Source organism: Clostridiales bacterium (genome assembly GCA_015243575.1).
GTDB lineage: Bacteria > Bacillota > Clostridia > Peptostreptococcales > Anaerovoracaceae > Anoxybacterium > Anoxybacterium hadale.
The window spans coordinates 2,516,265-2,537,146 of record CP042469.1; the positions used below are offsets into that span (position 1 = coordinate 2,516,265).

Below are 20,882 nucleotides of genomic sequence, written 5' to 3' on the forward strand. Positions count from 1 at the left end.
TTACATATTTCGTCTTTTATTTCTGAATCAAATTCTAATTCAAATTTCTAATTTTAATTCAAATTCTGATTCTAATGTTATTCTACTTCTGATACTCTTCAATCAGCTTTGTCTTGAGCTCCCACAAATCTTTTGACAGATCCACATAATACTCGTGGGGATTTTCAAAACGAAGAATCTCTTCCCAAAGGGTGTCGATCTGCTCTTTGCAGTAATCTCTGATGGCATCAATATCAGGTGATTCATAGACACAGACGCCTTTTAGAAAAATAGGCACTCTCAGATTTTTGGCATAGAAGTTGGACACCTTTTTCCGCTTCCATATCACCTTGGGATCAAAGATCTCATACTCGCTTCCCTCTGGAATCTTTTCGTGATCAAGGGTGATTACATCTGCAATGGCCTTATCGGTATCCTTATCAAACAGACGGTACACCGTCTTAAATCCGGGATCGGTTATCTTCTCAACATTCTCGCTGATCTTCATCTTCGGAACAAGGACGCCGTCCTTTTCCAGTGCTGCCAGCTTATATACGCCACCGAAAACAGGCTCTGATTTTGAGGTGATCAGCCGCTCCCCTACGCCGAAGGAATCGATGCAGGCCCCCTGACCGATCACGTCTCTGATGATGTACTCATCAAGGGAGTTGGAAACTACAATGGAGCATTCCTTCAGGCCTGCCTTATCCAGCATTGCTCTCGCCTTTTTAGTAAGATAGGTCACGTCTCCGCTGTCGATTCGAATGCCCATCTTCTGGGGCTTCATTTCTTTAAATACTTTAATTGCGTTGGGAATCCCTGATTTCAGGACATTATAGGTATCCACCAAAAGGATACAATTGTCGGGATAAACTTCCGCATAGGCTTTAAAAGACTCGTATTCGCTGGGGAACATCTGAACCCAGCTGTGAGCCATGGTACCCATGGCAGGAACCTTAAAATCACGCTCTGCTACAGCGCATGCCGTACCGATGCAGCCGCCGATATAAGCTGCTCTCGCACCGTGAACCGCACCGGAACCACCGTGGGCTCTTCTCGTACCGAATTCCATGACACTGCGGCCCTGGGCCGCCCGCACAATGCGGTTTGCTTTTGTTGCGATCAAGCTCTGATGATTGATGGCCAAAAGCATAATGGTTTCTATAAATTGAGCCTGGATCACAGGTCCCCTTACGGTAACCAACGGTTCTCCCGGAAATACAGGAGTTCCTTCAGGAACTGCCCAGACATCACATTCAAATTTAAAGTCTTTCAAATAGTTCAGAAATCCTTCGCTGAACATATCCTTCTCTCTCAAATATTCCATGTCCCGTTCGTCAAAATTGAGGTTTTTAAGATATCCAATCAGCTGATCCAGCCCTGCCATAATGGCAAAGCCTCCCCCATCGGGAATCTTTCTGAAAAACAGATCGAAAAATGCTATATCGTCAGCCATACCGGTTTCGAAATAGCCGTTGGCCATGGTCAGTTCATAAAAATCAGTCAGCAAGGTCATATTATGATTCTCTATCATCGGTAAACTCCTCCGCTCGTCCTTTTTCCTTTATTACGATGTATCCTGCAGCAATTACGATTGCTCCTCCCAGCGTTTGGACAGGCGATATGGTCTCCTTTAAAATCAGCCAACCAAACAGGGTCGTTGTAACCGGCAGGAAGTTGGAAAATATTGCTGTCACTGTAGGGCCCAAAATAAGTAATGACCTTACCTGAATAATAAATCCAATCCCGGTGCTCAGGGTTCCAAGATACAGGATACCGCCCACAACTTCCATGGATACAGTACCCGGATCGGGCAAATGGGTCAGCGCAAAGGGCCAGACCAACAGAATTGTACAAATCAGCTGGTTCAAGGTCAGGGTTACGCTCCCATAACGTTCATGAAGCGACGCGGTCAGGAAGTTATAAAGGTTCCAGGAAAGCACCGCGCCGAAAGCCAACAAATATCCCACGATTCTACCCTGGAGCAGGATGCGGTAATCCACACCGATGACCAGGATGATACCAGCGATACAGAAGAGAATGCCAAGGTTCATCTTCTTTGTCGGTTTCCTTTTATAAATCACCCGCTCAATGAGAATAGAAAGAGCGGGAACAAAGGCTAATACTATGGTGATGAGTGATACGGGGAGAAAATCCATTGCCGTATATTCCAGATAAAAATATCCGACTTCTCCGAAGATAGCACAAAGAAGGAAGAGGGGAATATCTTTCTTCTGAAAAAGCTTCCTACCTTCCATCTTTAGTTTAATTAACAGCACTACGACAAACCCGATGCTGTATTTAAAAAATACAAGTGTTAGCGACTCCATGACATCCAGTGCCTGCTTTGCAAAGATGTATTCCAATCCCCATGCAAACATGAGCAAGGTCATCAAAAGGTACATGGTCTTTCGTTGCTTCAATCTTTCACCACCGATTCACTATCGATGCTATTGTAATTAATATTGTATTTTACCACAAAAGTGTTCTATCGTAAAACCTTTTTTAAAAATTCTCCAGTGTAAGAGTTTTCGATCTGCGCGATATCTTCCGGACTGCCTTCTCCAATGATCATGCCTCCCCGGTCACCGCCGTCGGGTCCCAGATCGATAATATGATCCGAAGTCTTGATGACATCCAGATTATGCTCGATGACTACAACGGAATTTCCTGCGTCTACCAGGCGGTTCAGCACCTGAATCAGCTTGTCCACATCAGCAAAGTGCAGTCCTGTGGTAGGCTCGTCTAGGATATACATGGTTTTTCCCGTACTCCGCTTGGAAAGCTCGGAGGCAAGTTTGATTCTTTGAGCTTCGCCTCCCGACAGCTGAGTCGATGGCTGTCCCAGTTTGATATAGCCCAGTCCCACCTCTTCCAATGTTTCCAGCTGTCTCTGTATCGGCGGGATATGTTTAAAGAATTCCAGTGCTTCGGTAACATTCATGTCCAAAACATCAAAGATACTCTTCCCTTTGTATTTTACTTCCAGAGTCTCACGATTATACCGTTTTCCCTTGCAGACTTCACAAGGGACATAGACATCCGGCAGGAAATGCATCTCGATTTTAATGATACCGTCGCCGCTGCAGGCTTCGCATCGACCACCTTTTACATTGAAGCTGAATCTTCCTTTGCTGTACCCTCTGAGCTTGGCCTCGGGCAGCTGAGAGAACAAATCCCGGATATGGGTGAATACACCGGTATAGGTCGCCGGATTTGATCTGGGTGTACGCCCGATTGGGGACTGATCGATGTCAATGACCTTGTCAATATGTTCAATCCCTTCAATCTCCAGGCATTTTCCCGGTTTTGTCTTCGCCCGGTTAATTTCAGATGCAAGGGTTTTATATAAGATCTCGTTGACCAAGCTGCTTTTGCCCGAACCGGAAACACCAGTGACACAGACGAAATTTCCCAAAGGAAATTTGACATCAACGTTTCGCAGATTATTTTCCGTGGCACCGATTACTTTGATAAATTTGCCATTGCCCGGTCTTCTGACCTCCGGCACCTCAATTTTCTTTTCTCCGGTGAGGTACTGCCCTGTAATGGAATCCTTGCAGGCCATGATGGCGTTCACATCGCCTTCCGCGATAACCTGACCGCCGTGAATCCCCGCTCCGGGTCCGATATCGATGATATGATCCGCTGCAAACATGGTGTCCTCATCATGTTCGACGATGATCAGCGTATTACCCAGATCAGTGAGGTTTCTCAAGGTCTTCAGCAGCTTCTCATTATCCTTTTGGTGCAGTCCAATGCTGGGCTCATCCAGAATGTACAGGACACCGACGAGACTGGAGCCGATTTGGGTAGCCAGACGAATTCGCTGGGATTCTCCTCCGGACAAGGTTCCTGAGGAACGGGACAGGGACAGATAGTCCAACCCAACGTCGATGAGAAAGCTGAGCCGGGCTTTTATTTCCTTAACGATTTGGTGGGCGATGATCTCATCCTTTGTACTGAGCTTGAAGCTGTCCACAAACTTCAGTGCTTCCCGAATGGAAAGCTCCGACAGCTCGGCGATGTTTTTTCCAGCAACAGTAACCGCTAAAACCTCCGGCTTTAGTCGCTTACCCTGGCAGACATCACATGGAATCATGCTCATGTACTGCTCCATCTTTTCTTTGATGTATTCGGAGTTGGTCTCCTGATATCGCCGTTCCAGGTTGTTGATAACTCCTTCAAAGGGATGGTTTCTGTAGGACTGGGAGCCGTTGCTTCTGCTCTCATAGAAATACTGAAGATTTCTACCTTTGGTACCGTACAGAAGTTCATTCTTAAATTTTACAGGCAATTTACTGTAAGGTGTGGAAAGATCCACCCCGTGATCCTTGGCAAGTGCCTCAATCATTTGGCGGTAGAAGGTTCCGAATTCCATTGAGGAAAAAACATCTCCCAGTGCGCCTTCATCTATGCTCAAATTTTTATCTGATATAATCAAATCCGGATCAATTTTCTGAATAAATCCCAGCCCGTTACAGGATGGGCAGGCACCAAACGGACTATTGAAGGAGAACATCCTTGGTTCCAATTCTTCGATGCTGATTCCGTGATCCGGGCAGGCAAGTTTTGTGCTGTAAAGCCGATCTTCCCCTTCTGCGGCCGCATCCTTTTGTACCAATCCGATCACAAGCCCTTCTCCATGACTAAGCGCCAGTTCAACGGACTCCGCAAGCCGCCCCTCACTGCCTTCCTTAACCACAATACGGTCGATCACGATTTCGATGGTATGCTTATAGGTTTTTTCCAGCTTGATTGGCTCGTCGCTTAGGGAGAGAATTTCTCCATCCACCCGCACTCTGGTGAAACCTTCTTTTTTGATTCTTTCAAGAATCTTTTCATGCTCACCCTTCCGCTCTCTGATGACTGGTGCAAGCACAGTGATCCTCGTTCCATCCGGATAGTCCATCAGACTATCTACGATTTGATCCACGGACTGGCTGGCAATTTCCTTGCCGCATACGGGACAATGAGGAACTCCGATTCTCGCATACATCAACCTTAGGTAGTCGTGAATTTCAGTCACCGTACCTACGGTAGAACGGGGATTCTTGCTGGTGGTTTTCTGGTCTATGGAGATTGCGGGGGATAAGCCTTCAATATATTCCACATCGGGTTTTTCCATCTGTCCAAGGAACTGTCTCGCATAGGAAGACAGACTCTCCACATATCTTCTCTGACCCTCAGCATAGATGGTATCAAATGCCAGGGAGGACTTCCCCGAACCGCTTAATCCTGTGAGCACCACCATCTTGTCCCGTGGGATCTCTATATCTATATTTTTCAAATTGTGCTCGTTAGCACCTTTCACAACAATATTCTTTGTCATTCTTTCCTCCAAATGAGTTGAAATTCCAAGCCTCACCTATTGGCGCAGCTTAAAGTCCATAATTCTGTCTCTCAATTCAGCTGCACGTTCAAACTGCAGGTTTGCTGCGGCCTCCTTCATTTCCTTTTCCATCTTCTTAATGTAATCAGCCAGTTCCTTCTTGGTGAGCTCCAGCGCGCTTCTGCCCTGATAGTACTCATCCCGTTCCTCTGCCACTCTTGTGGCTTCAATGACTGCTCGAACTGCCTTTTCTATCGTCTTCGGCGTAATGCCGTTCTGTTCGTTGTATTCCTGCTGGATTTTCCTTCTCCGTTCCGTTTCAGAAATGGATTTTCCCATGGCTTCACTAATACCGTCGGCATACATGATTACCTTTCCGTTAACATTTCTGGCCGCACGGCCGATGGTCTGAATCAGCGAGGTCTCCGTACGCAGAAAACCCTGTTTGTCCGCATCCAGGATGGCCACAAGGGACACCTCCGGAAGATCCAGTCCTTCCCGCAGCAGATTGATCCCGACCAATACGTCAAAGACGCCCAGTCTGAGATCTCTCAGGATTTCCATTCTCTCCAGGGTATCGATTTCCGAATGAAGATACCTGACTTTAATCCCTACATTTTTCAGGTAATCGGTTAGGCTCTCGGACATTTTTTTCGTCAGCGTGGTCACTAGAACCTTTTCCTTCTTCGCCGTCACCTGATTGATCTCTCCGATGAGATCATCAATTTGCCCTTCTGTCTTTCTGACCTCGATCACAGGATCCAGCAGCCCCGTTGGCCGGATGACCTGCTGAGCCACCACATGTTTGCTTTGTTCCTTTTCATAAGCGGCGGGGGTTGCGCTTACATAGACGATCTGATTGACCAGCCCCTCAAACTCATTAAACTCAAGGGGGCGGTTGTCCAATGCCGAAGGCAAACGAAATCCATAGTCCACAAGAGAAGACTTTCTGGAGCGGTCTCCCGCATACATGGCCCGAAGCTGGGGCAGCATGACGTGGGATTCATCGATAATAATCAGAAAATCCTTTGGAAAATAGTCAATCAGAGTATATGGCCGGTTTCCCGGCATAAGTCCGTTGATGTGTCTGGAATAGTTTTCGATGCCCTTGCAGGTACCCACTTCCCTCAGCATTTCCATATCATAACGAGTACGCTGTTCAATGCGCTGCGCCTCGATGAGTTTTCCCCTGTCCTTAAACCACTTCAATCGCTCTTCCAGCTCTGCTTCGATGGAAACGATCGCTCGTTCGGTGTTTTCCTTCGTAGTAACATAATGGGAAGCAGGGAAGATAGAAACATGGTTTCTTACCCCCAATATTTCTCCGGTCACTGGATTGATCTCTTTGATCACTTCTATTTCATCACCAAAGAGTTCAATGCGCACGGCGTTTTCCGCACCTGCTGGAAAAATATCGATAATATCGCCTCGTACCCGGAAGGTACTTCTCGTAAACCCCAGGTCATTTCTGGTGTACTGTATATCAATCAGCTTCCGCAGGATCTCATGCCGGCTCTTTTCCATGCCTGGCCTCAGTGAGAGAACCTGGTTTTCGTAATCCACCGGACTTCCCAGCCCATAAATGCAGGAAACGCTGGCTACGATGATCACATCGCGGCGTTCTGCCAATGCTGCGGTAGCCGAGTGGCGCAGTTTTTCGATCTCGTCGTTGATATCCGAATCTTTTTCAATATACGTATCCGTCGAGGGCACATATGCTTCAGGCTGATAGTAGTCGTAGTAACTCACAAAGTATTCCACGGCATTTTCCGGGAAAAATTCCTTGAATTCGCCGCAGAGCTGTGCAGCAAGGGTTTTGTTATGGGAAATGATAAGCGTGGGACGCTGAACATTCTCAATCACGTTTGCCATGGTAAAGGTCTTGCCCGAGCCGGTAACTCCCAAAAGAGTCTGATGCTTCTCACCGCTGCGAAGTCCCTCTGTAAGCTGTGCAACAGCCTGTGGCTGATCCCCCATCATCTTGTATTCAGAAACAAGCTTAAATCGATTCATTTCATGATTCATTTCGTGATCCATCCTGTATAATTATTTATCTTATCCATCTGTCCATGCTGCCAATGCAAATGTAATATTTATCCTTTTTTGTTTTTCTTTCGGTCAGATTTTTAACGTTAGTATATCATATACCCATAAAATTTACAACATAAATGCGAACATTTGTTCCTTTTGCGAAAAAATATTACCAAATCCATCTTGTTATTTATTCTTGACTGTATTATAATCAATTAATACAAACAGTTAATCTGCTTAATCCGGGCAACCGGAGCGGGAGAACCAACTTTGGGGTGTATCCGGGCAACCGGTAGGGCAACTCTTCAGCCCGAACCCGTCAGCTAATCTCGTAAGCATTGAAGAGTCACTGGGTAAGATAGAATGTTACCCTTATTAGCTCGCCCAATTCGCGCACCTGATTATTTATACAGTAAATATTCATCAGGCAGCATGGAATGCTGTCCGATTCAGTGTCGGACGCAGTAAAATGCCTCCACCTGACCATGTTTACATATCAGCCGTCTGGTAGCATTGGGATGAAATTCCGGATTTTGACGAACCGAAATTCCTTCCCGGCAAATGAATTGTCGGCGGACTTATATCGGGAATCCCTTCCTGTATTGGAATTCCAGCGCTAATATTTTGTGTACTCTTTGGTGATGCTGTCTATTGCAAACAGTGTCATTTTTTATTTTATTAAGGAAGCGCTGATTGAACGGAAGGTGCTGATGATTGTGTTTTACGATCAGATGTACGCCTGTAACAAATCGCAATTCCCTCAGCACCAATCTGATGGAAAGGTGCTTATTATTGAGAACAATAACTAGGAAAGGCTATTCGACGGGGGGTGTATCTCATTGATAGAAAAGAAAAATGCAAAAAATAATAATTACAACGAGTCCGTTCTGGTAACCAATCCCTATGAAGCTGCTATGAATCAGGAGCTTGAAAAGTCTTTTGTGCAAACGATGGCGGACCATCTTGCCGAATCCAATGCCATGGACAGTTCCCTGTACAGCAAGTACGATGTAAAGCGCGGATTGCGTGATTCCAATGGAGCCGGGGTTGTAGTCGGCCTGACAAGAATCGGTGATGTTCAAGGCTACGAGGTCAACGAGAAGAAGGAAAAGGTAGCAGTGGACGGAAAGCTGTTTTACCGAGGCATCGACGTGGAAGACATCGTCAACAGCTGTCTTTCGGATGATCGCTTCGGTTACGAAGAAACCAGCTATCTTCTTCTGTTCGGTACGCTGCCAAACAAACAGCAGCTTGAAGACTTCAAGAAAGTAGTTGGCCTGAAGCGTGAGCTTCCGCTGGGTTTCGCAAGGGATATGATCCTGACGGCTCCCAGCAAAAATGTAATGAATAAATTGGCAAGGAGCGTTCTTGCTCTTTATTCCTATGACGAAAATCCGGACGATGTATCCATAGAAAATGTGCTGCGCCAATCCATCAATCTGATCGGTTATTTTCCGTCTCTGATTGCTTATGGGTATCAAGCAAAGCGGTCTTATTACGATAATCAGAGCCTTCATATTCATTATCCGGATCCCAAGCTGTCCACTGCTGAAAACATCCTGAGATTGATGCGTCCCATGGGCGAGTATACCGATATCGAAGCAAAGCTGCTGGATATCTCCATGATCCTTCATGCAGAACACGGCGGCGGAAACAATTCCTCGTTTACAACCCATGTAGTATCATCTACAGCAACGGATACTTATTCGGCCATCGCGGCGGCAGTGGGTTCTTTGAAGGGACCAAAGCACGGCGGTGCCAATGTGGAGGTTCTGGAGATGATGGCTGACATCAAGGCCAATGTCAAAGATATTACCAACTATAAAGAAGTTGAAAACTATCTGATTAAAATCCTCAAAGGCGAAGCCAACGATGGTTCCGGTCTGATATACGGTTTGGGCCATGCGGTCTACACTGTATCCGACCCAAGAGCCACGCTTCTGAAAAAGATGGCGAAAAAGCTTGCGGAAGACAAGGATCTTCTGGATGATTTCATGCTTTATGATTTCATCGAACATAGGGCTCCGATCCTCTTCATGGAATCAAAGGGCACCAGCAAGCCTATGCCCGCTAACGTGGATCTTTATTCAGGGTTTGTTTATAATGCCTTGAACATCCCCACCGATATCGCGACTCCGATCTTTGCTTGCTCCAGGCTTTCCGGCTGGTGCGCTCATAGAATCGAGGAACTGGTGGCTGCTGGTAAAATCATGCGTCCGGCGTATAAATGCGTTCAGCCTCATTTAGAATACACGCCGCTTTCTAAACGATAAAATTACATTTTCTTTATTCTCATAAAAAGATAACCGGTTGCATGTCGTTTTCGATTCCTGGTTAGGAACGACCAAAACAAATGCAATCGGTTTTTTATTTCAGCTTCCCAATCTTCCGGCAAAATCTTTTTCTAAATTCGTCACATTTGTTGGATTTTTATAAAAAAATATGATAATATAATCAAGTCATTTGGAGGTTGTCATATGATGCGTCATATCCTTGTGTGGATCTATATTTTCGCTGGTTTTTTAGGGATGTTCAGCAATTTTCTCTACTGGCTTATGTCGAAGAAAAGCTTTCTTCAAGGCTCTAGGGAACGTTTGGAACTTCAGAAATTCGTGGTCTGTACCTTTTTAATCGGGCTCGTGAGTTTTTTTACTTTTTATAGCCAATACATCATACTACTGCAGCCTGAGAGCACAACAATTCAGATTTTAGACTATTTGCTTTGGGCTTGTTTTTTGTTTTACTGGATAAATTACCTGGATTCAATGGTTGGCAGTTCCAAACTTCGGCTCATGAAAAAAATCGTAAAATACGGTTCCATCTGTTATATTGGTCTCTGCCTGTTAATCACCAGAGGTCTATGGGGTCTTAATTTCAAAATAGCGAATATCAGCTTCAGTTCCCTTTTTCTGCTGCTTGATGTTCTGTTTTGCATACTGGCGCTTCTTGTGGTGTGTTTGTATGCTGTCCGCGCAAATTCACAGACGAAACATAAGCTTTCCGGCCCTTATATCCTCGTGATCAGTTTTGCGCTGATCCTTTATGCAAGCTATGAATTCTTGCATTATGCTCGTATCTTCAGCAGCTTCACTGCCTACAGCACATGGGAGCTGGGACCTTTTAATGCCACGGCGTTCTTTCTGCTTTTTTCCAATTTGATCACTTTGATCTATGTATATTACAATGATTTTTCCACCAGCTTCATCATAAATCATGTGGAGGAACCCGTAAATCCAATCCAAAATTCGTCAGAACTGAATGACAAGGCAAGCCCTGACTCAGATACAAAAACCACATATGAATCCACAGACAGCATCGCTGCTTCTATAGGACAAGATGAGCGGGAAAATGTTCCTTCCCTTTACAATCTTACCCCAAGAGAACAAGAGGTGATGGAGTTCATTTTCAAGGGCTACAATAACGCAGAAATCGCCGACGAGCTCTTCATCTCACAGAATACGGTCAAGCATCACATCTATAATCTCTTTAAGAAACTCAACGTTAAAAACAGAGTCGAACTGATCTGCTTACTTCGGGAATACTCCCTATAAACTTTAAATTTCAATCGCGAATACTCCGTATAACCCTTAAATTTCAACACGATACAACAAAATAATACTGCAGTGCCATTGGCCTTTTTCTCACTTTAGGATATAAATATGTAGGAACCTTTATGTCCACGGTTCACGGCATCGGTTGCCGATGCTGCATTTATTTAATCTAAAGTTTTTTGGAAAGAGGTGTTTCTTATGAGTTCACAAGGACAAAACGAACTCCACAGAGGTCTGAAAGCAAGACACATGAACATGATCGCAATCGGCGGCGCCATTGGTACCGGTCTGTTCGTTGCACTTGGCGGATCTCTCAGCGAAGCCGGACCGGGCGGCGCACTGCTCGCTTACGGTGTAATCGGTGTTATGGTTTATTTCTTAATGACCAGCTTAGGTGAAATGTCAACCTATATGCCCGTTTCCGGTGCATTTGAAACCTATGCTACAAAATTTGTAGACCCAGCATTAGGCTTCGCGCTGGGTTGGAACTACTGGTACAATTGGGCAATCACGGTTGCTGCCGAGCTTGCTGCCGGATCTCTTGTAATGAAATTCTGGCTGCCGGAATCAAGCTCTCTGATGTGGAGTGCACTGTTCCTGGCGGTTCTCTTCCTGCTCAACTTCTTCTCCGCCAAAATGTATGGAGAAAGCGAATTCTGGTTTGCGGGAATCAAAGTCGTAACCATTATTATTTTCCTTGTCATCGGCCTTTTGATGATCGTAGGTATCATCGGCGGTCACTCCACAGGATTTGAGAATTGGACGATTGACAACGCTCCTTTTGCCGGCGGAATGATGGCAATCATCAATATCTTCATGATCGCAGGATTTTCGTTCCAGGGAACTGAACTGGTCGGCGTTGCTGCCGGTGAAACGGAAGACCCTGAAAAAAATGTTCCAAAGGCAATCAAAACCGTTTTCTGGCGAATTCTGATTTTCTACATCGGCGCAATTATCATCGTGGGCTTTATTCTGCCCTACAATGATCCGAATCTTCTTTCCTCATCCGGTGAAGTTACGGATATTGCCATCAGCCCCTTTACGCTCATCTTTGAAAGAGCGGGGATTGCGGCTGCGGCTTCCATCATGAATGCTGTTATCCTGACCTCTGTACTGTCCTGCGGAAACTCCGGTATGTACGCTTCCACCCGTATGCTTTATGCCATGGCTGTGGAAGGAAAAGCACCAAAGATCTTCCAGAAGGTAAACAAGAGAGGTGTTCCTGTACCGGCTCTGGTTCTAACCGCTTTGGTCGGCGCTCTTTGCTTCCTCACTTCACTGGCAGGAAACGGCACTGTCTACATGTGGCTGGTTAGTGCATCCGGCCTTGCCGGCTTCATTGCCTGGCTGGGAATCTCCATCAGCCATTATAAATTCAGAAAAGCGTATCTTGCCCAAGGACACAGCCTGGATGAGCTGAAATTTAGAGCAAAGTGGTATCCCTTTGGACCAATCCTGGCAACGGTTCTCTGTGCTATCGTAATCATCGGTCAGGGAATGTATGCCTTCTCAGGCGATACGGTTGACTGGCTGGGAATCATCATCGCTTATATGGGGATTCCGCTCTTCCTTTTGCTCTACCTCGGATACAAAGTATCTAAGAAGACAAAACTGGTGAAGCCGGAAGAAGCTGACCTTTCAAAAGGATTTGCAAAAGCAGACTAATCGAACTTCAGATCAAATGGATACAAAAAGTAACGGCGTTTCGCAGAATTTTGCGAAACGCCGTTTTGTTTATTATCAGCTAGCAGCTATATGATTGACCCTTTTGTGTCTTCATGTTAGCAAATTCTTGGCAGACCTTCTCCATAGAGGACATCGACGATGCGGCTTCCGCCCAGCCTTGTCTTCATATAGACGCCTTTTCCGCTCACAACCTGTGCGATGACAGCAGCTTCTCCGCCATATTCTGTCTCTCTCATTAATGCCAGAGCTTTTTCTCCGTCCTCCTGTGCCACTACAGCAATCATCTTGCCTTCATTCCCCATATATACAGGATCCAGGCCCAAGATGTCACAGAAACTTCTCACCTCAGGACGAACCGGGATGGACTCTTCCTTGATCTCTATACTGCAATTTGACGCATCAGCAATTTCATTGAGAATGGTTCCTAGTCCCCCCCTTGTTACGTCTCTCATGGTTTTCACACGGATGTTGTTTTCCAGCAGCAGCTGCACCATCGATTTCAGGCAGGCGCAGTCGCTGGCGATCTGATTTTCAATCCCCATTCTGGCACTGAGTATACAGGCATGATGATCTCCAAGGGTCCCTGACACTAATACAAGATCTCCTTCGGTGCAGTTTGCCGCTCCGATGGTCCTTCCCTCAGGAATGATTCCGATGCCGGAGGTGTTGATAAACAAGCCTCCCTTGCCTTCTACAACCTTTGTATCCCCTGCTACGATTTTGACCCCTGCCTCCTTGGCAGTCTTCGCCATAGAAGCTACAATCTCCTCCAGCAAAGAAAGCTCCAGACCTTCTTCCAAAATAAATCCTGCCGTCAGATAGGCGGGGTCTGCGCCCATCATCAGAAGATCGTTTACCGTACCGCAGACGGACAGTTTTCCAATGTCTCCTCCTTTAAATACCACTGGGGTGACCACAAAGGAATCGGTACTGTATGCAAATTTTCCGTGGAGCTCCAATACCGCAGCGTCCTCCATCTTATTTAACACTTCATTGGAAAAATACTTTCCGAAGATATCTTTCATCAGCTCAGCAGAGGCCTTTCCTCCGCTGCCGTGGGACATATTGATCTGCATCTTCTTCTCCTTTCACAGCATCCCGATGTTCCGGTGCCAGATCCCGCAAGCACCCTCGGAGGACACCATGCATGGACCATATGGATTCATGGGGTTGCAGCCTGTTCCGAACATGGGACATTCATTGGGGTTAATTCTGCCGACGATGACGTCCCCGCACCTGCAGGCCTCAGGAAGCTCAAGATCCCTGTCAAGGCCCTTGCTTCCCCCATCATAAAGCGCAAATTCCGGTCTGAGATAAAGCCCGGAGGCTTCGATCATACCCAAGCCCCTCCACATTGCGGCACCAGGTTCAAAATAGCGGTCAATCACGCTCATGGCTTTCTGATTTCCTTCTGTCCGCACTGCATTCTTATATAAATTGTGAACACCTTTTTCTTTCCCTGACTCCACCTGGAGCTGCCTCATGATATCGTAGACTCCTGCCAGAATGTGCTCCGGCTCAAAACCAGCTACCACAAAAGGCTTCTGATATTGTTCCGCCAGATTCTCATACGCAGCGCTGCCGATAATAACGCTCACATGTCCGGGGCATAAAAAGCCATCGATTTCAGCCTCATTCTCACAAATCCATTCCAGGGCCGGCATGACCGTTTTCAGCGCTGTCAGCAGCCGAATATTTTTAACACCTCGCCCGACCGCTTCTTCAAGGGTAAGCGCATAAGCCGGTACAGTGGTTTCAAAACCTACGCCGGCAATCACGTATGTCGTTCCCGGATTCTTTTCTGCCCTGTCCACAACCTCCATAGGAGAATACATCAATTCCACCTTGGCTCCGTTTCCCTTGGCTTGCGACAGGCTTCCTTCCGTACCGGGAACCTTCATCATATCTCCGAAGGTTACGAGAACGTGGTTCTCCGTCATTGCATACTCGATGCAACGGTCGATATAGGCCGCCGGAGTCACACAAACCGGGCATCCGGGACCTGAAATCAGTTTAATTTTGGAGGAAAGCAGACTCCTGACGCCGCTTTTAAAGATGCTTGCGGTATGAGTTCCGCAAACCTCCATAATCTTTCGCTCCGGTCCTTTATATTCTTTTAACTCGGTAATAATTTGCTCTATATTCATGCCAGCTCATCCAAATCATGAAACAGTTCGATGAGTTCCAGTGCTCTGTCTTTCTCCATAATTTCAATGGCACAGCCTGCATGAACCAACACATAATCACCGATCTTCGCATCGATGAGGCCAACATTCACATCCACCAGGTTGCCGTTGAAATCAGCCTTTGCCCGATGACCATCAAGGGATATAATCTTTCCCGGTATTGCAATACACATATTCTCTTCTCCTTTTTATTTCCAAGCATCCTGCTCGCGCTTACAGTAGTTTTCGCTTTACAACAATGGCCTTTTCGGGGCACATTTCCTGGCAGCAATAGCACCGAATGCATTTCCGGTAATCGTAAATCGGAACCGGTTTACCTTTCCCGCTTTCTTTCCGGTTTTCAGGAAAGAAAACTGCTTTCTCTTCCACGGGACATGCTGCAACACAGGCGCCGCAGCGTATGCATCGACTATTAACGATAACCGGTTTTCGAGCCAGCACTTTCAATTTATCAAAGACAGCCCATTTGCCGTGAGTAGTTTTCTCCCTTGAGACGTCAAAATTGGGATTTCCATAATCGCTAAGATTCTCAATCCCCAGAAGTTCAATTTCTTCTTCCTTCCATTGCCCCAAGCCAAATACCTGGCCATAATAAACGGTCGGCACCAATTTGGGGTCAAGATCCACCAACCTGCAAAATGTGGCATCCAGGGCCACAGGGTCCGAAGAAATGAGAATTAGACCCATTTTTATGGGGTTTCCCGATGCAGGTCCGTTGCCTTCCATGGCAACTACCGCATCCATAATATGAAGTCTTGCTTTCAGCAGGAGGTTTAAGTCCACGAGCATCTGCGCAAAGCTCTCTGCATCCGGGTATTTGGCATGCGCCGCACCCTTATTCAGTCCGTAGACACAGCCAAAAATGTTTTTCACTGCACCGGTAATTCTCTCCAGCTGATGGGTTTTCATTTTGCATAGATTTATAATTGCATCGGAATCCAAAACACCCTGACAAAGCTCGAATTTTCTGGTGACTCTATTTCTCGTATACTCTACGGTTTTCCCATGGGAAAAGTCGGCTAGCGTGATATTGAAACGGTCTGCAACCTCTTTGATTCCGCAGAATTCAGCGGTCTTTTCTACACTCCCCGGATGTCCCGGAGAATCTCCATAAACAATGGCTTCATATCCGGTTTTCCGGAGGCTTTTAGCCACAGCCTCAAAGACTGTTGGGTGAGTGGTAACCGCCTTATCTACATCCGCTCGGTTCAAAAGATTTGGCTTCAGCAAAAGCTTTTCCTCTATTCCCGCAAAGCATTCCCAGCCTCCCAAAAGCGAAATTCCTTTTTCAATTGCCTCCGAAACCTTCCCCTGATCATAGCTGTCGCATGGAATTACCGCAACCTTGCTCTTCAAAACCAATCCCCCTCCTTTTATAGCACCTTGTTTTATAGCATCATTTCTCTATTCTCTATTCTCTATTCTCTATTCTCTATTCTCTATTCTCTATTCTCTATTCTCTATTCTCTATTCTCTATTCTCTATCGATCTTATCATTATGCGATTTTTTAGTCAAATACTTCATCCCAATGTAGTTTTGTCCAAGGCAAACGCCTCCGTCGTTGGGCCCCACCGACACGTTATAATAAACAGAAAAGCCGTCGCTCCGCAGAAGCTTCAGCGTTTTCTCCATCAGGATCTTATTCTGGAACACGCCGCCGGTTAGAGCTGCTGTTTCAATTCCCCTCGCCTGACGAATTCTGTTGCAAATCAAACAAATCATTTCCGCAGCCGCGTCGTGAAAGCCCAAAGCGACACACCGTTTATCGATTCCCGCAGCTTGCGCTACCTGCATCTGTTGGAATATCGTTCTTGCAGAGATGATATGATCGTCATCCGCTCCATCACAACTATTTTCACTTTGCCCCTTTTCTAATATTTCAAAGTGCATCTCCCATGGCTCAAGTCCCATCTGAATCGCCTCGACGGCTGCATTTTCCAGCATGATCGCACATTCGCCCTCATACCGGTTGAAGTCATGAATCCCTGCATACGCAGCGATGCTGTCAAACAGTCTGCCCATGCTGGAACTGTTGATGGTATTGATATTATGATGCAGCCCCGCCTTTACCATCGGCCAGCGAAGATCAACAGGCTCACGCAGGGAGGAAAGAATATCGGTTCCATCTCCTGAGCTCAAAGTATCATTCTGACTTTGATAATGGTATAAATAGCTGAAAGCGGATTTCCATCCCTCCTTCATGGAGGAATCACCACCGAGCATTCTGATATATTCCAAATGAGCCGCTCGCTCAAAACAATCATCTTCACAGATGAGAAATTCACCGCCCCAGATCGCTCCGTCGGTACCATATCCCGTTCCGTCGAAGCTGACGCCAATCACTGCACCTTTCAAATCATGCTCAGCCATTACAGAAGCCACATGGGCATGATGATGCTGAACCTTTATATGGTCAATTCCACAGCGTTTTGCATACTGCTCAGCATAATTTGTAGTAAAGTAAAGCGGATGAAGATCGCTGACAACCAGATTCGGTTTCATGCGGAACAACTCCGCCATTCGTTCAATATTCTCTTTAAAAATCAAACCAGCTTCTCTGCTGTCCAAATCTCCGAAGTACTGGCTTATATAGGAAAAAGATCCTTTGCTTAAGGCAAAAGAAGCTTTCAGCTGGCCCCCCATAGCAAGGATCATATCCTCCTTGCCAAGACGTTCATTGATATATAAAGGTACCGGCGCATAGCCTTTAGACCGTCGAATCATTTGGGGCTGTCCATCAATGACTCTGACCACGGAATCATCCAGCCGGATCCGTATTTTTCTCTCATTATAAAATACTGCAGCAAGCAGTCTCTCGCCATCTTCCTCCCGGTCCAGATGGTCCTGAAGTGCAAACATCTCCTGATCTTCATTGATAATGGGCATATCGGAAAGATTAGCGCTGGTGACTATGATCGGCCCGCAGAAGTCAATGAGCATATGCTGAACACCCATGCTGGGCAGAAAAGCACCGATGAACCGGCTGGTCTTGTAGACCGCAGGACTGATTTCTTCGTAATCCTTGCTTATGAGCTCTGAATTCAAGTCCAATACGCTGCGTCGTTCAAGCAGTACAATTGGTTTGGCTGAGGACTGCAGCAGCGTTTCCTCTTCGCTGCTCAAGTAACAATATTCCTTAATTTGATCAATATCGCGAAACATCACCGCGAAGGGTTTTTCTTCTCTCACCTTAAGTCGACGTAGATTTATGACCGCGGTTTCATCGAATGGGCTGCAAATAAAGTTATATCCGCCCACTCCTTTCAGTGCAATGATTTTGCCTTCATTAATATAGTTTGCAGCCAAGAAAACAGGCATAACGGCGCGATCTATGATTCTTTCATCTGCGTGTATTCCGATGACTCCAATGGAACAGGCCTCCATAGAACAATCTTCGTTAGAAACCTCTGTAATCGTTCCCTCACTCCCAGACAGTCGGTAGTTCAACATCGGCCCGCAATCGTGACATGATACGGTCTGCGCATGGTATCTTCGGTCATCTCGATCTGTATACTCCCCACGGCAAAAATCGCACATAGGAAATTCAATCATCGCAGTGTTCTCACGATCGTACGGAATTTTATCGATGATAGTGTATCTAGGTCCGCAGACCATACAACTGATGAAAGGATGCATGTAGCGGGGATTTAGGGGATTTCGCAGTTCCTCCAGACAATCTGGGCAAATGGAAAGATCCGCCGGAATCATTGCGGCTTCATCATCTCCTTCGTCACTATCCAGTATGGTAAAGCTCTTAAAATCTCGTCGTTTCTGTTCTTCTATACGAATATAAACGATTTCAGCAGGTAAAGGCTTTTCCTTTTTCAGTGCGTCTAAGAATGCCTCAATCCGTTCCTGAGTATCCGTTAGAACAATGTCAACCAAACCGCCGATATTGAGGACTTCTCCTCTCATCCCAAAGCGGTCTGCCAGTTTAGCAACAAAGGGCCGGAAGCCGACCCCTTGAACGATTCCCCATATTTTAATTTTTACGGTTTTTATGCGGGGCATATTACGATCCTCATTTGTGATGATGCGAAATTTGAATCATCATTCATATTAATGGGAAATATTACGATCCTCAGTCGTGATGATGATCATTGTGTTCATGGTTGTGGCCGTGGTGAGCTTCATGATCGTGTTCGTGGGAATGCCCGTGGCCGTGGTGAGCTTCATGATCGTGTTCGTGGGAATGCCCGTGGCTGTGATCATGCGTATCATCGTGCTGATGCGCTATCGCTTTTGCATTTGCGGCTTTCTGTTCGATCCATCGCGCGACTTCATCAAAGCCTTCCCCAGTTTTACCAGAGACCTTGAACACCGGTACTTCTTTATTCAGAATTCTGACACCCTTCATGAAGAATTCCTCATCGAAATCAAGATATGGGATCAAATCCACCTTATTTAAGATAATCGCATCCGCCTTTTCAAAAGCTAAGGGATATTTATAAGGCTTGTCGCTTCCTTCAGTAACAGTAGAGATCAGCATTTTACAGTGCTCTCCGATGCTGAATTCAGCGGGACAAACCAGATTTCCGATATTCTCAATAAACAGGACGCCTTTCTCATCAAACTGGATGTTTCCAGCCATATTATGGATCATGGGAGCATCCAGATGGCACGCCCCAAAAGTATTGATCTGATACGTATCAATCCCCAGAGATCTCAGATCCTTTGTATCCAGATCCGATTCAATGTCGCCTTCGATTACATATGGCTTTAATCCGTCCAGATTTTTTATGATATTCTTCAGTGTGGTAGTTTTGCCCACTCCCGGAGCGCCCATAACATTGATCACATAGATTTGCTGTTCCGTGAGGCCTTCATTGATATGAACTGCAATATTGTCATTTTCTTCATGGATGTTGGCCATCAGATTTACTTTCAGGACATCGTGCATAGTAGTTCCCTCCCCCATAAATGGAATTTCATTAACTTGTATATCATTCGCTCTCCTGCCGAGAGCGGTTTTTTCACAATTCATCTTGACTTATTTTGTATTATGCTTTGATCAGAAGTCGATCGGAATAATCCAGCCAAGAATGGCAGTAGAAATCTACAAATTAAAATTTGTGATTTCCTTGCATAAGTTCGCCTTTAATACGGGGGCAGGGCATTGGGAATGGCTGGCGTTGAGCAGATTTCCTAATATTTTCAGCTGAGACGCATGAAATTTTTAGTAGATTGCAAAGCAATCCAGCCAAGAATGTGATCCTTCACATTTTGGCGCACTAAAAATTAAAAGGCGAAGCCAGAAAATATGAAAGCTGCGATCCGTACAGACATTACCAATGTCCTACCCTTTATCGTTCTATTTCAATGGACTCAATATAAAACTCCTTCCCGATCTCTGTCGGTTCTCCGTCTCCCCCGCATTTGGGGCATGAGAAAGAAAGGAATTCACGTTCAAATAGTTCTCCGCAGCTGGTGCACTTCATCTTTGGTGTCACATGCTCAATCTCAATGGCAGCGCCTTCACAGAGGGTTCCTTTGGAAATCACATCAAAATACATCTGGATGGAATCACCGACAAAACCGGAATAATCCCCTACCACCAGCTTTATGGATTTAATTTGAGAAGCACACAACTCCGTTGCGTGCTTCTCTGCTAGTTTAATAATTTGCTCTGTAATTGGAAATTCGTGCATTACTCTGCCTTTGCTTCCTGTTTGGGCGTTTCTTCAGCTGATTTTGCTTCTGCCGCCGGTGCAGCTTTCACTGCTGCTTCGGTTTTTGCTTCAGCGGGTGCTGCTTTTGGCACAGGCTTTGGTTCCGGTGCTGCTCCGATATAGGTGTCCACGACTTTTTCTGTGCTTGGCGTCGTGTATGTATTCTCGTTCGTCAAGCACTTCTTGGGACAAACCTCAACACAGCAGCTGCACTGGATGCACTGCATTCTTTCAATGGTCCAGGATCTGTTTGCCTTGTCAACAACGATGGCGTTGGTTGGGCACTTCTTCTGACAGATGCTGCAGAAGATACAATCATTGATCTGATTTTCAATGTGCCCTCTTGTCCGCTCCTGCCACTGTCTCGGAATCACAGGATACATGAGAGTGGCCGGCTTCTTGAACAGGCTTCTCATAACCAATTTACCTAATTTAAATGCTGGCATT

The 20,882-nt window shown here is 45.9% G+C and carries 14 protein-coding genes and 2 pseudogenes; 3 read left to right on the forward strand and 13 right to left on the reverse strand.

The features are described from left to right. Window positions 1-82: 82 nt before the first annotated feature. The 4 genes from FRZ06_11095 to uvrB all read right to left on the reverse strand — a co-directional run bounded on the left by FRZ06_11095 (window position 83) and on the right by uvrB (window position 7,324). The gene (locus FRZ06_11095) at window positions 83-1,513 is read right to left on the reverse strand and encodes a nicotinate phosphoribosyltransferase (protein ID QOX63841.1); all 1,431 of its coding nucleotides are present in this window, start codon (window positions 1,511-1,513) and stop codon (window positions 83-85) included. Further along, a complete protein-coding gene (locus FRZ06_11100) occupies window positions 1,497-2,402 on the reverse strand; it encodes a DMT family transporter (protein ID QOX63842.1) in 906 nt (301 codons plus the stop codon). Before FRZ06_11100 ends, FRZ06_11095 begins: the two co-directional genes overlap by 17 nt. A gap of 65 nt (window positions 2,403-2,467) precedes the next feature. Continuing rightward, window positions 2,468-5,311, reverse strand: coding sequence for an excinuclease ABC subunit UvrA (gene uvrA / locus FRZ06_11105; protein ID QOX63843.1), 2,844 nt, complete (start codon window positions 5,309-5,311; stop codon window positions 2,468-2,470). Window positions 5,312-5,347: 36 nt separating this feature from the next. Beyond that, window positions 5,348-7,324 carry an excinuclease ABC subunit UvrB gene (uvrB, locus tag FRZ06_11110; protein ID QOX65911.1) on the reverse strand — a complete coding sequence of 659 codons (1,977 nt, stop codon included), beginning with the start codon at window positions 7,322-7,324 and terminating at the stop codon, window positions 5,348-5,350. Between the two features lie 932 nt (window positions 7,325-8,256). Between uvrB and FRZ06_11115 the strand changes: the two genes are divergently transcribed. The 3 genes from FRZ06_11115 (at window position 8,257) to FRZ06_11125 (ending at window position 12,558) form a co-directional block, all read left to right on the forward strand. Then, the gene (locus FRZ06_11115) at window positions 8,257-9,615 is read left to right on the forward strand and encodes a citrate/2-methylcitrate synthase (GenBank protein QOX65912.1); all 1,359 of its coding nucleotides are present in this window, start codon (window positions 8,257-8,259) and stop codon (window positions 9,613-9,615) included. Window positions 9,616-9,819: 204 nt separating this feature from the next. Beyond that, window positions 9,820-10,893, forward strand: coding sequence for a response regulator transcription factor (locus tag FRZ06_11120; protein QOX63844.1), 1,074 nt, complete (start codon window positions 9,820-9,822; stop codon window positions 10,891-10,893). A gap of 198 nt (window positions 10,894-11,091) precedes the next feature. Continuing rightward, window positions 11,092-12,558 (forward strand): amino acid permease, encoded by a 1,467-nt coding sequence (locus FRZ06_11125; protein ID QOX63845.1) that lies wholly within the window; start codon window positions 11,092-11,094, stop codon window positions 12,556-12,558. 116 nt (window positions 12,559-12,674) lie between these two features. Here FRZ06_11125 and hypE read toward each other — a convergent pair whose 3' ends face one another. The 9 genes and pseudogenes from hypE to FRZ06_11170 all read right to left on the reverse strand — a co-directional run bounded on the left by hypE (window position 12,675) and on the right by FRZ06_11170 (window position 20,881). Next, window positions 12,675-13,655, reverse strand: a complete 981-nt coding sequence (gene hypE, locus FRZ06_11130; protein QOX63846.1) for a hydrogenase expression/formation protein HypE — start codon at window positions 13,653-13,655, stop codon at window positions 12,675-12,677. Between the two features lie 12 nt (window positions 13,656-13,667). Further along, window positions 13,668-14,726, reverse strand: a complete 1,059-nt coding sequence (hypD, locus tag FRZ06_11135; protein QOX63847.1) for a hydrogenase formation protein HypD — start codon at window positions 14,724-14,726, stop codon at window positions 13,668-13,670. After that, entirely contained in the window at window positions 14,723-14,938 is a 216-nt protein-coding gene (locus FRZ06_11140) for a HypC/HybG/HupF family hydrogenase formation chaperone (protein QOX63848.1), read from the reverse strand. Before FRZ06_11140 ends, hypD begins: the two co-directional genes overlap by 4 nt. Window positions 14,939-14,978: 40 nt before the next feature. Further along, on the reverse strand, window positions 14,979-16,127 hold the full coding sequence (locus FRZ06_11145; GenBank protein ID QOX63849.1) for a DUF362 domain-containing protein: 1,149 nt from the start codon (window positions 16,125-16,127) through the stop codon (window positions 14,979-14,981). 112 nt (window positions 16,128-16,239) lie between these two features. Then, entirely contained in the window at window positions 16,240-18,777 is a 2,538-nt protein-coding gene (locus FRZ06_11150) for a carbamoyltransferase HypF (protein ID QOX63850.1), read from the reverse strand. A 73-nt stretch (window positions 18,778-18,850) separates the two neighbouring features. Further along, window positions 18,851-19,003, reverse strand: a pseudogene (locus tag FRZ06_11155) (hydrogenase accessory protein HypB). A gap of 12 nt (window positions 19,004-19,015) precedes the next feature. After that, window positions 19,016-19,666: pseudogene (gene hypB, locus FRZ06_11160) on the reverse strand (hydrogenase nickel incorporation protein HypB). Between the two features lie 403 nt (window positions 19,667-20,069). Beyond that, a complete protein-coding gene (gene hypA, locus FRZ06_11165) occupies window positions 20,070-20,414 on the reverse strand; it encodes a hydrogenase maturation nickel metallochaperone HypA (GenBank protein ID QOX63851.1) in 345 nt (114 codons plus the stop codon). Continuing rightward, window positions 20,414-20,881 carry a 4Fe-4S dicluster domain-containing protein gene (locus FRZ06_11170; protein QOX63852.1) on the reverse strand — a complete coding sequence of 156 codons (468 nt, stop codon included), beginning with the start codon at window positions 20,879-20,881 and terminating at the stop codon, window positions 20,414-20,416. Before FRZ06_11170 ends, hypA begins: the two co-directional genes overlap by 1 nt. Between the last annotated feature and the right edge of the window lies 1 nt (window position 20,882).

What these genes read in the sequence shown, in the direction of transcription:
- FRZ06_11115 (QOX65912.1), top strand. Translation starts at nt 8,257, where the DNA reads ATGAATCAGGAGCTTGAAAAGTCTTTTGTGCAAACGATGGCGGACCAT.
- FRZ06_11170 (QOX63852.1), bottom strand. Translation starts at nt 20,881, where the DNA reads ATGCCAGCATTTAAATTAGGTAAATTGGTTATGAGAAGCCTGTTCAAG.
- hypD (QOX63847.1), bottom strand. Translation starts at nt 14,726, where the DNA reads ATGAATATAGAGCAAATTATTACCGAGTTAAAAGAATATAAAGGACCG.
- uvrB (QOX65911.1), bottom strand. Translation starts at nt 7,324, where the DNA reads ATGAATCGATTTAAGCTTGTTTCTGAATACAAGATGATGGGGGATCAG.
- FRZ06_11125 (QOX63845.1), top strand. Translation starts at nt 11,092, where the DNA reads ATGAGTTCACAAGGACAAAACGAACTCCACAGAGGTCTGAAAGCAAGA.
- FRZ06_11150 (QOX63850.1), bottom strand. Translation starts at nt 18,777, where the DNA reads ATGCCCCGCATAAAAACCGTAAAAATTAAAATATGGGGAATCGTTCAA.
- FRZ06_11140 (QOX63848.1), bottom strand. Translation starts at nt 14,938, where the DNA reads ATGTGTATTGCAATACCGGGAAAGATTATATCCCTTGATGGTCATCGG.
- FRZ06_11120 (QOX63844.1), top strand. Translation starts at nt 9,820, where the DNA reads ATGATGCGTCATATCCTTGTGTGGATCTATATTTTCGCTGGTTTTTTA.
- hypE (QOX63846.1), bottom strand. Translation starts at nt 13,655, where the DNA reads ATGCAGATCAATATGTCCCACGGCAGCGGAGGAAAGGCCTCTGCTGAG.
- uvrA (QOX63843.1), bottom strand. Translation starts at nt 5,311, where the DNA reads ATGACAAAGAATATTGTTGTGAAAGGTGCTAACGAGCACAATTTGAAA.
- FRZ06_11095 (QOX63841.1), bottom strand. Translation starts at nt 1,513, where the DNA reads ATGATAGAGAATCATAATATGACCTTGCTGACTGATTTTTATGAACTG.
- hypA (QOX63851.1), bottom strand. Translation starts at nt 20,414, where the DNA reads ATGCACGAATTTCCAATTACAGAGCAAATTATTAAACTAGCAGAGAAG.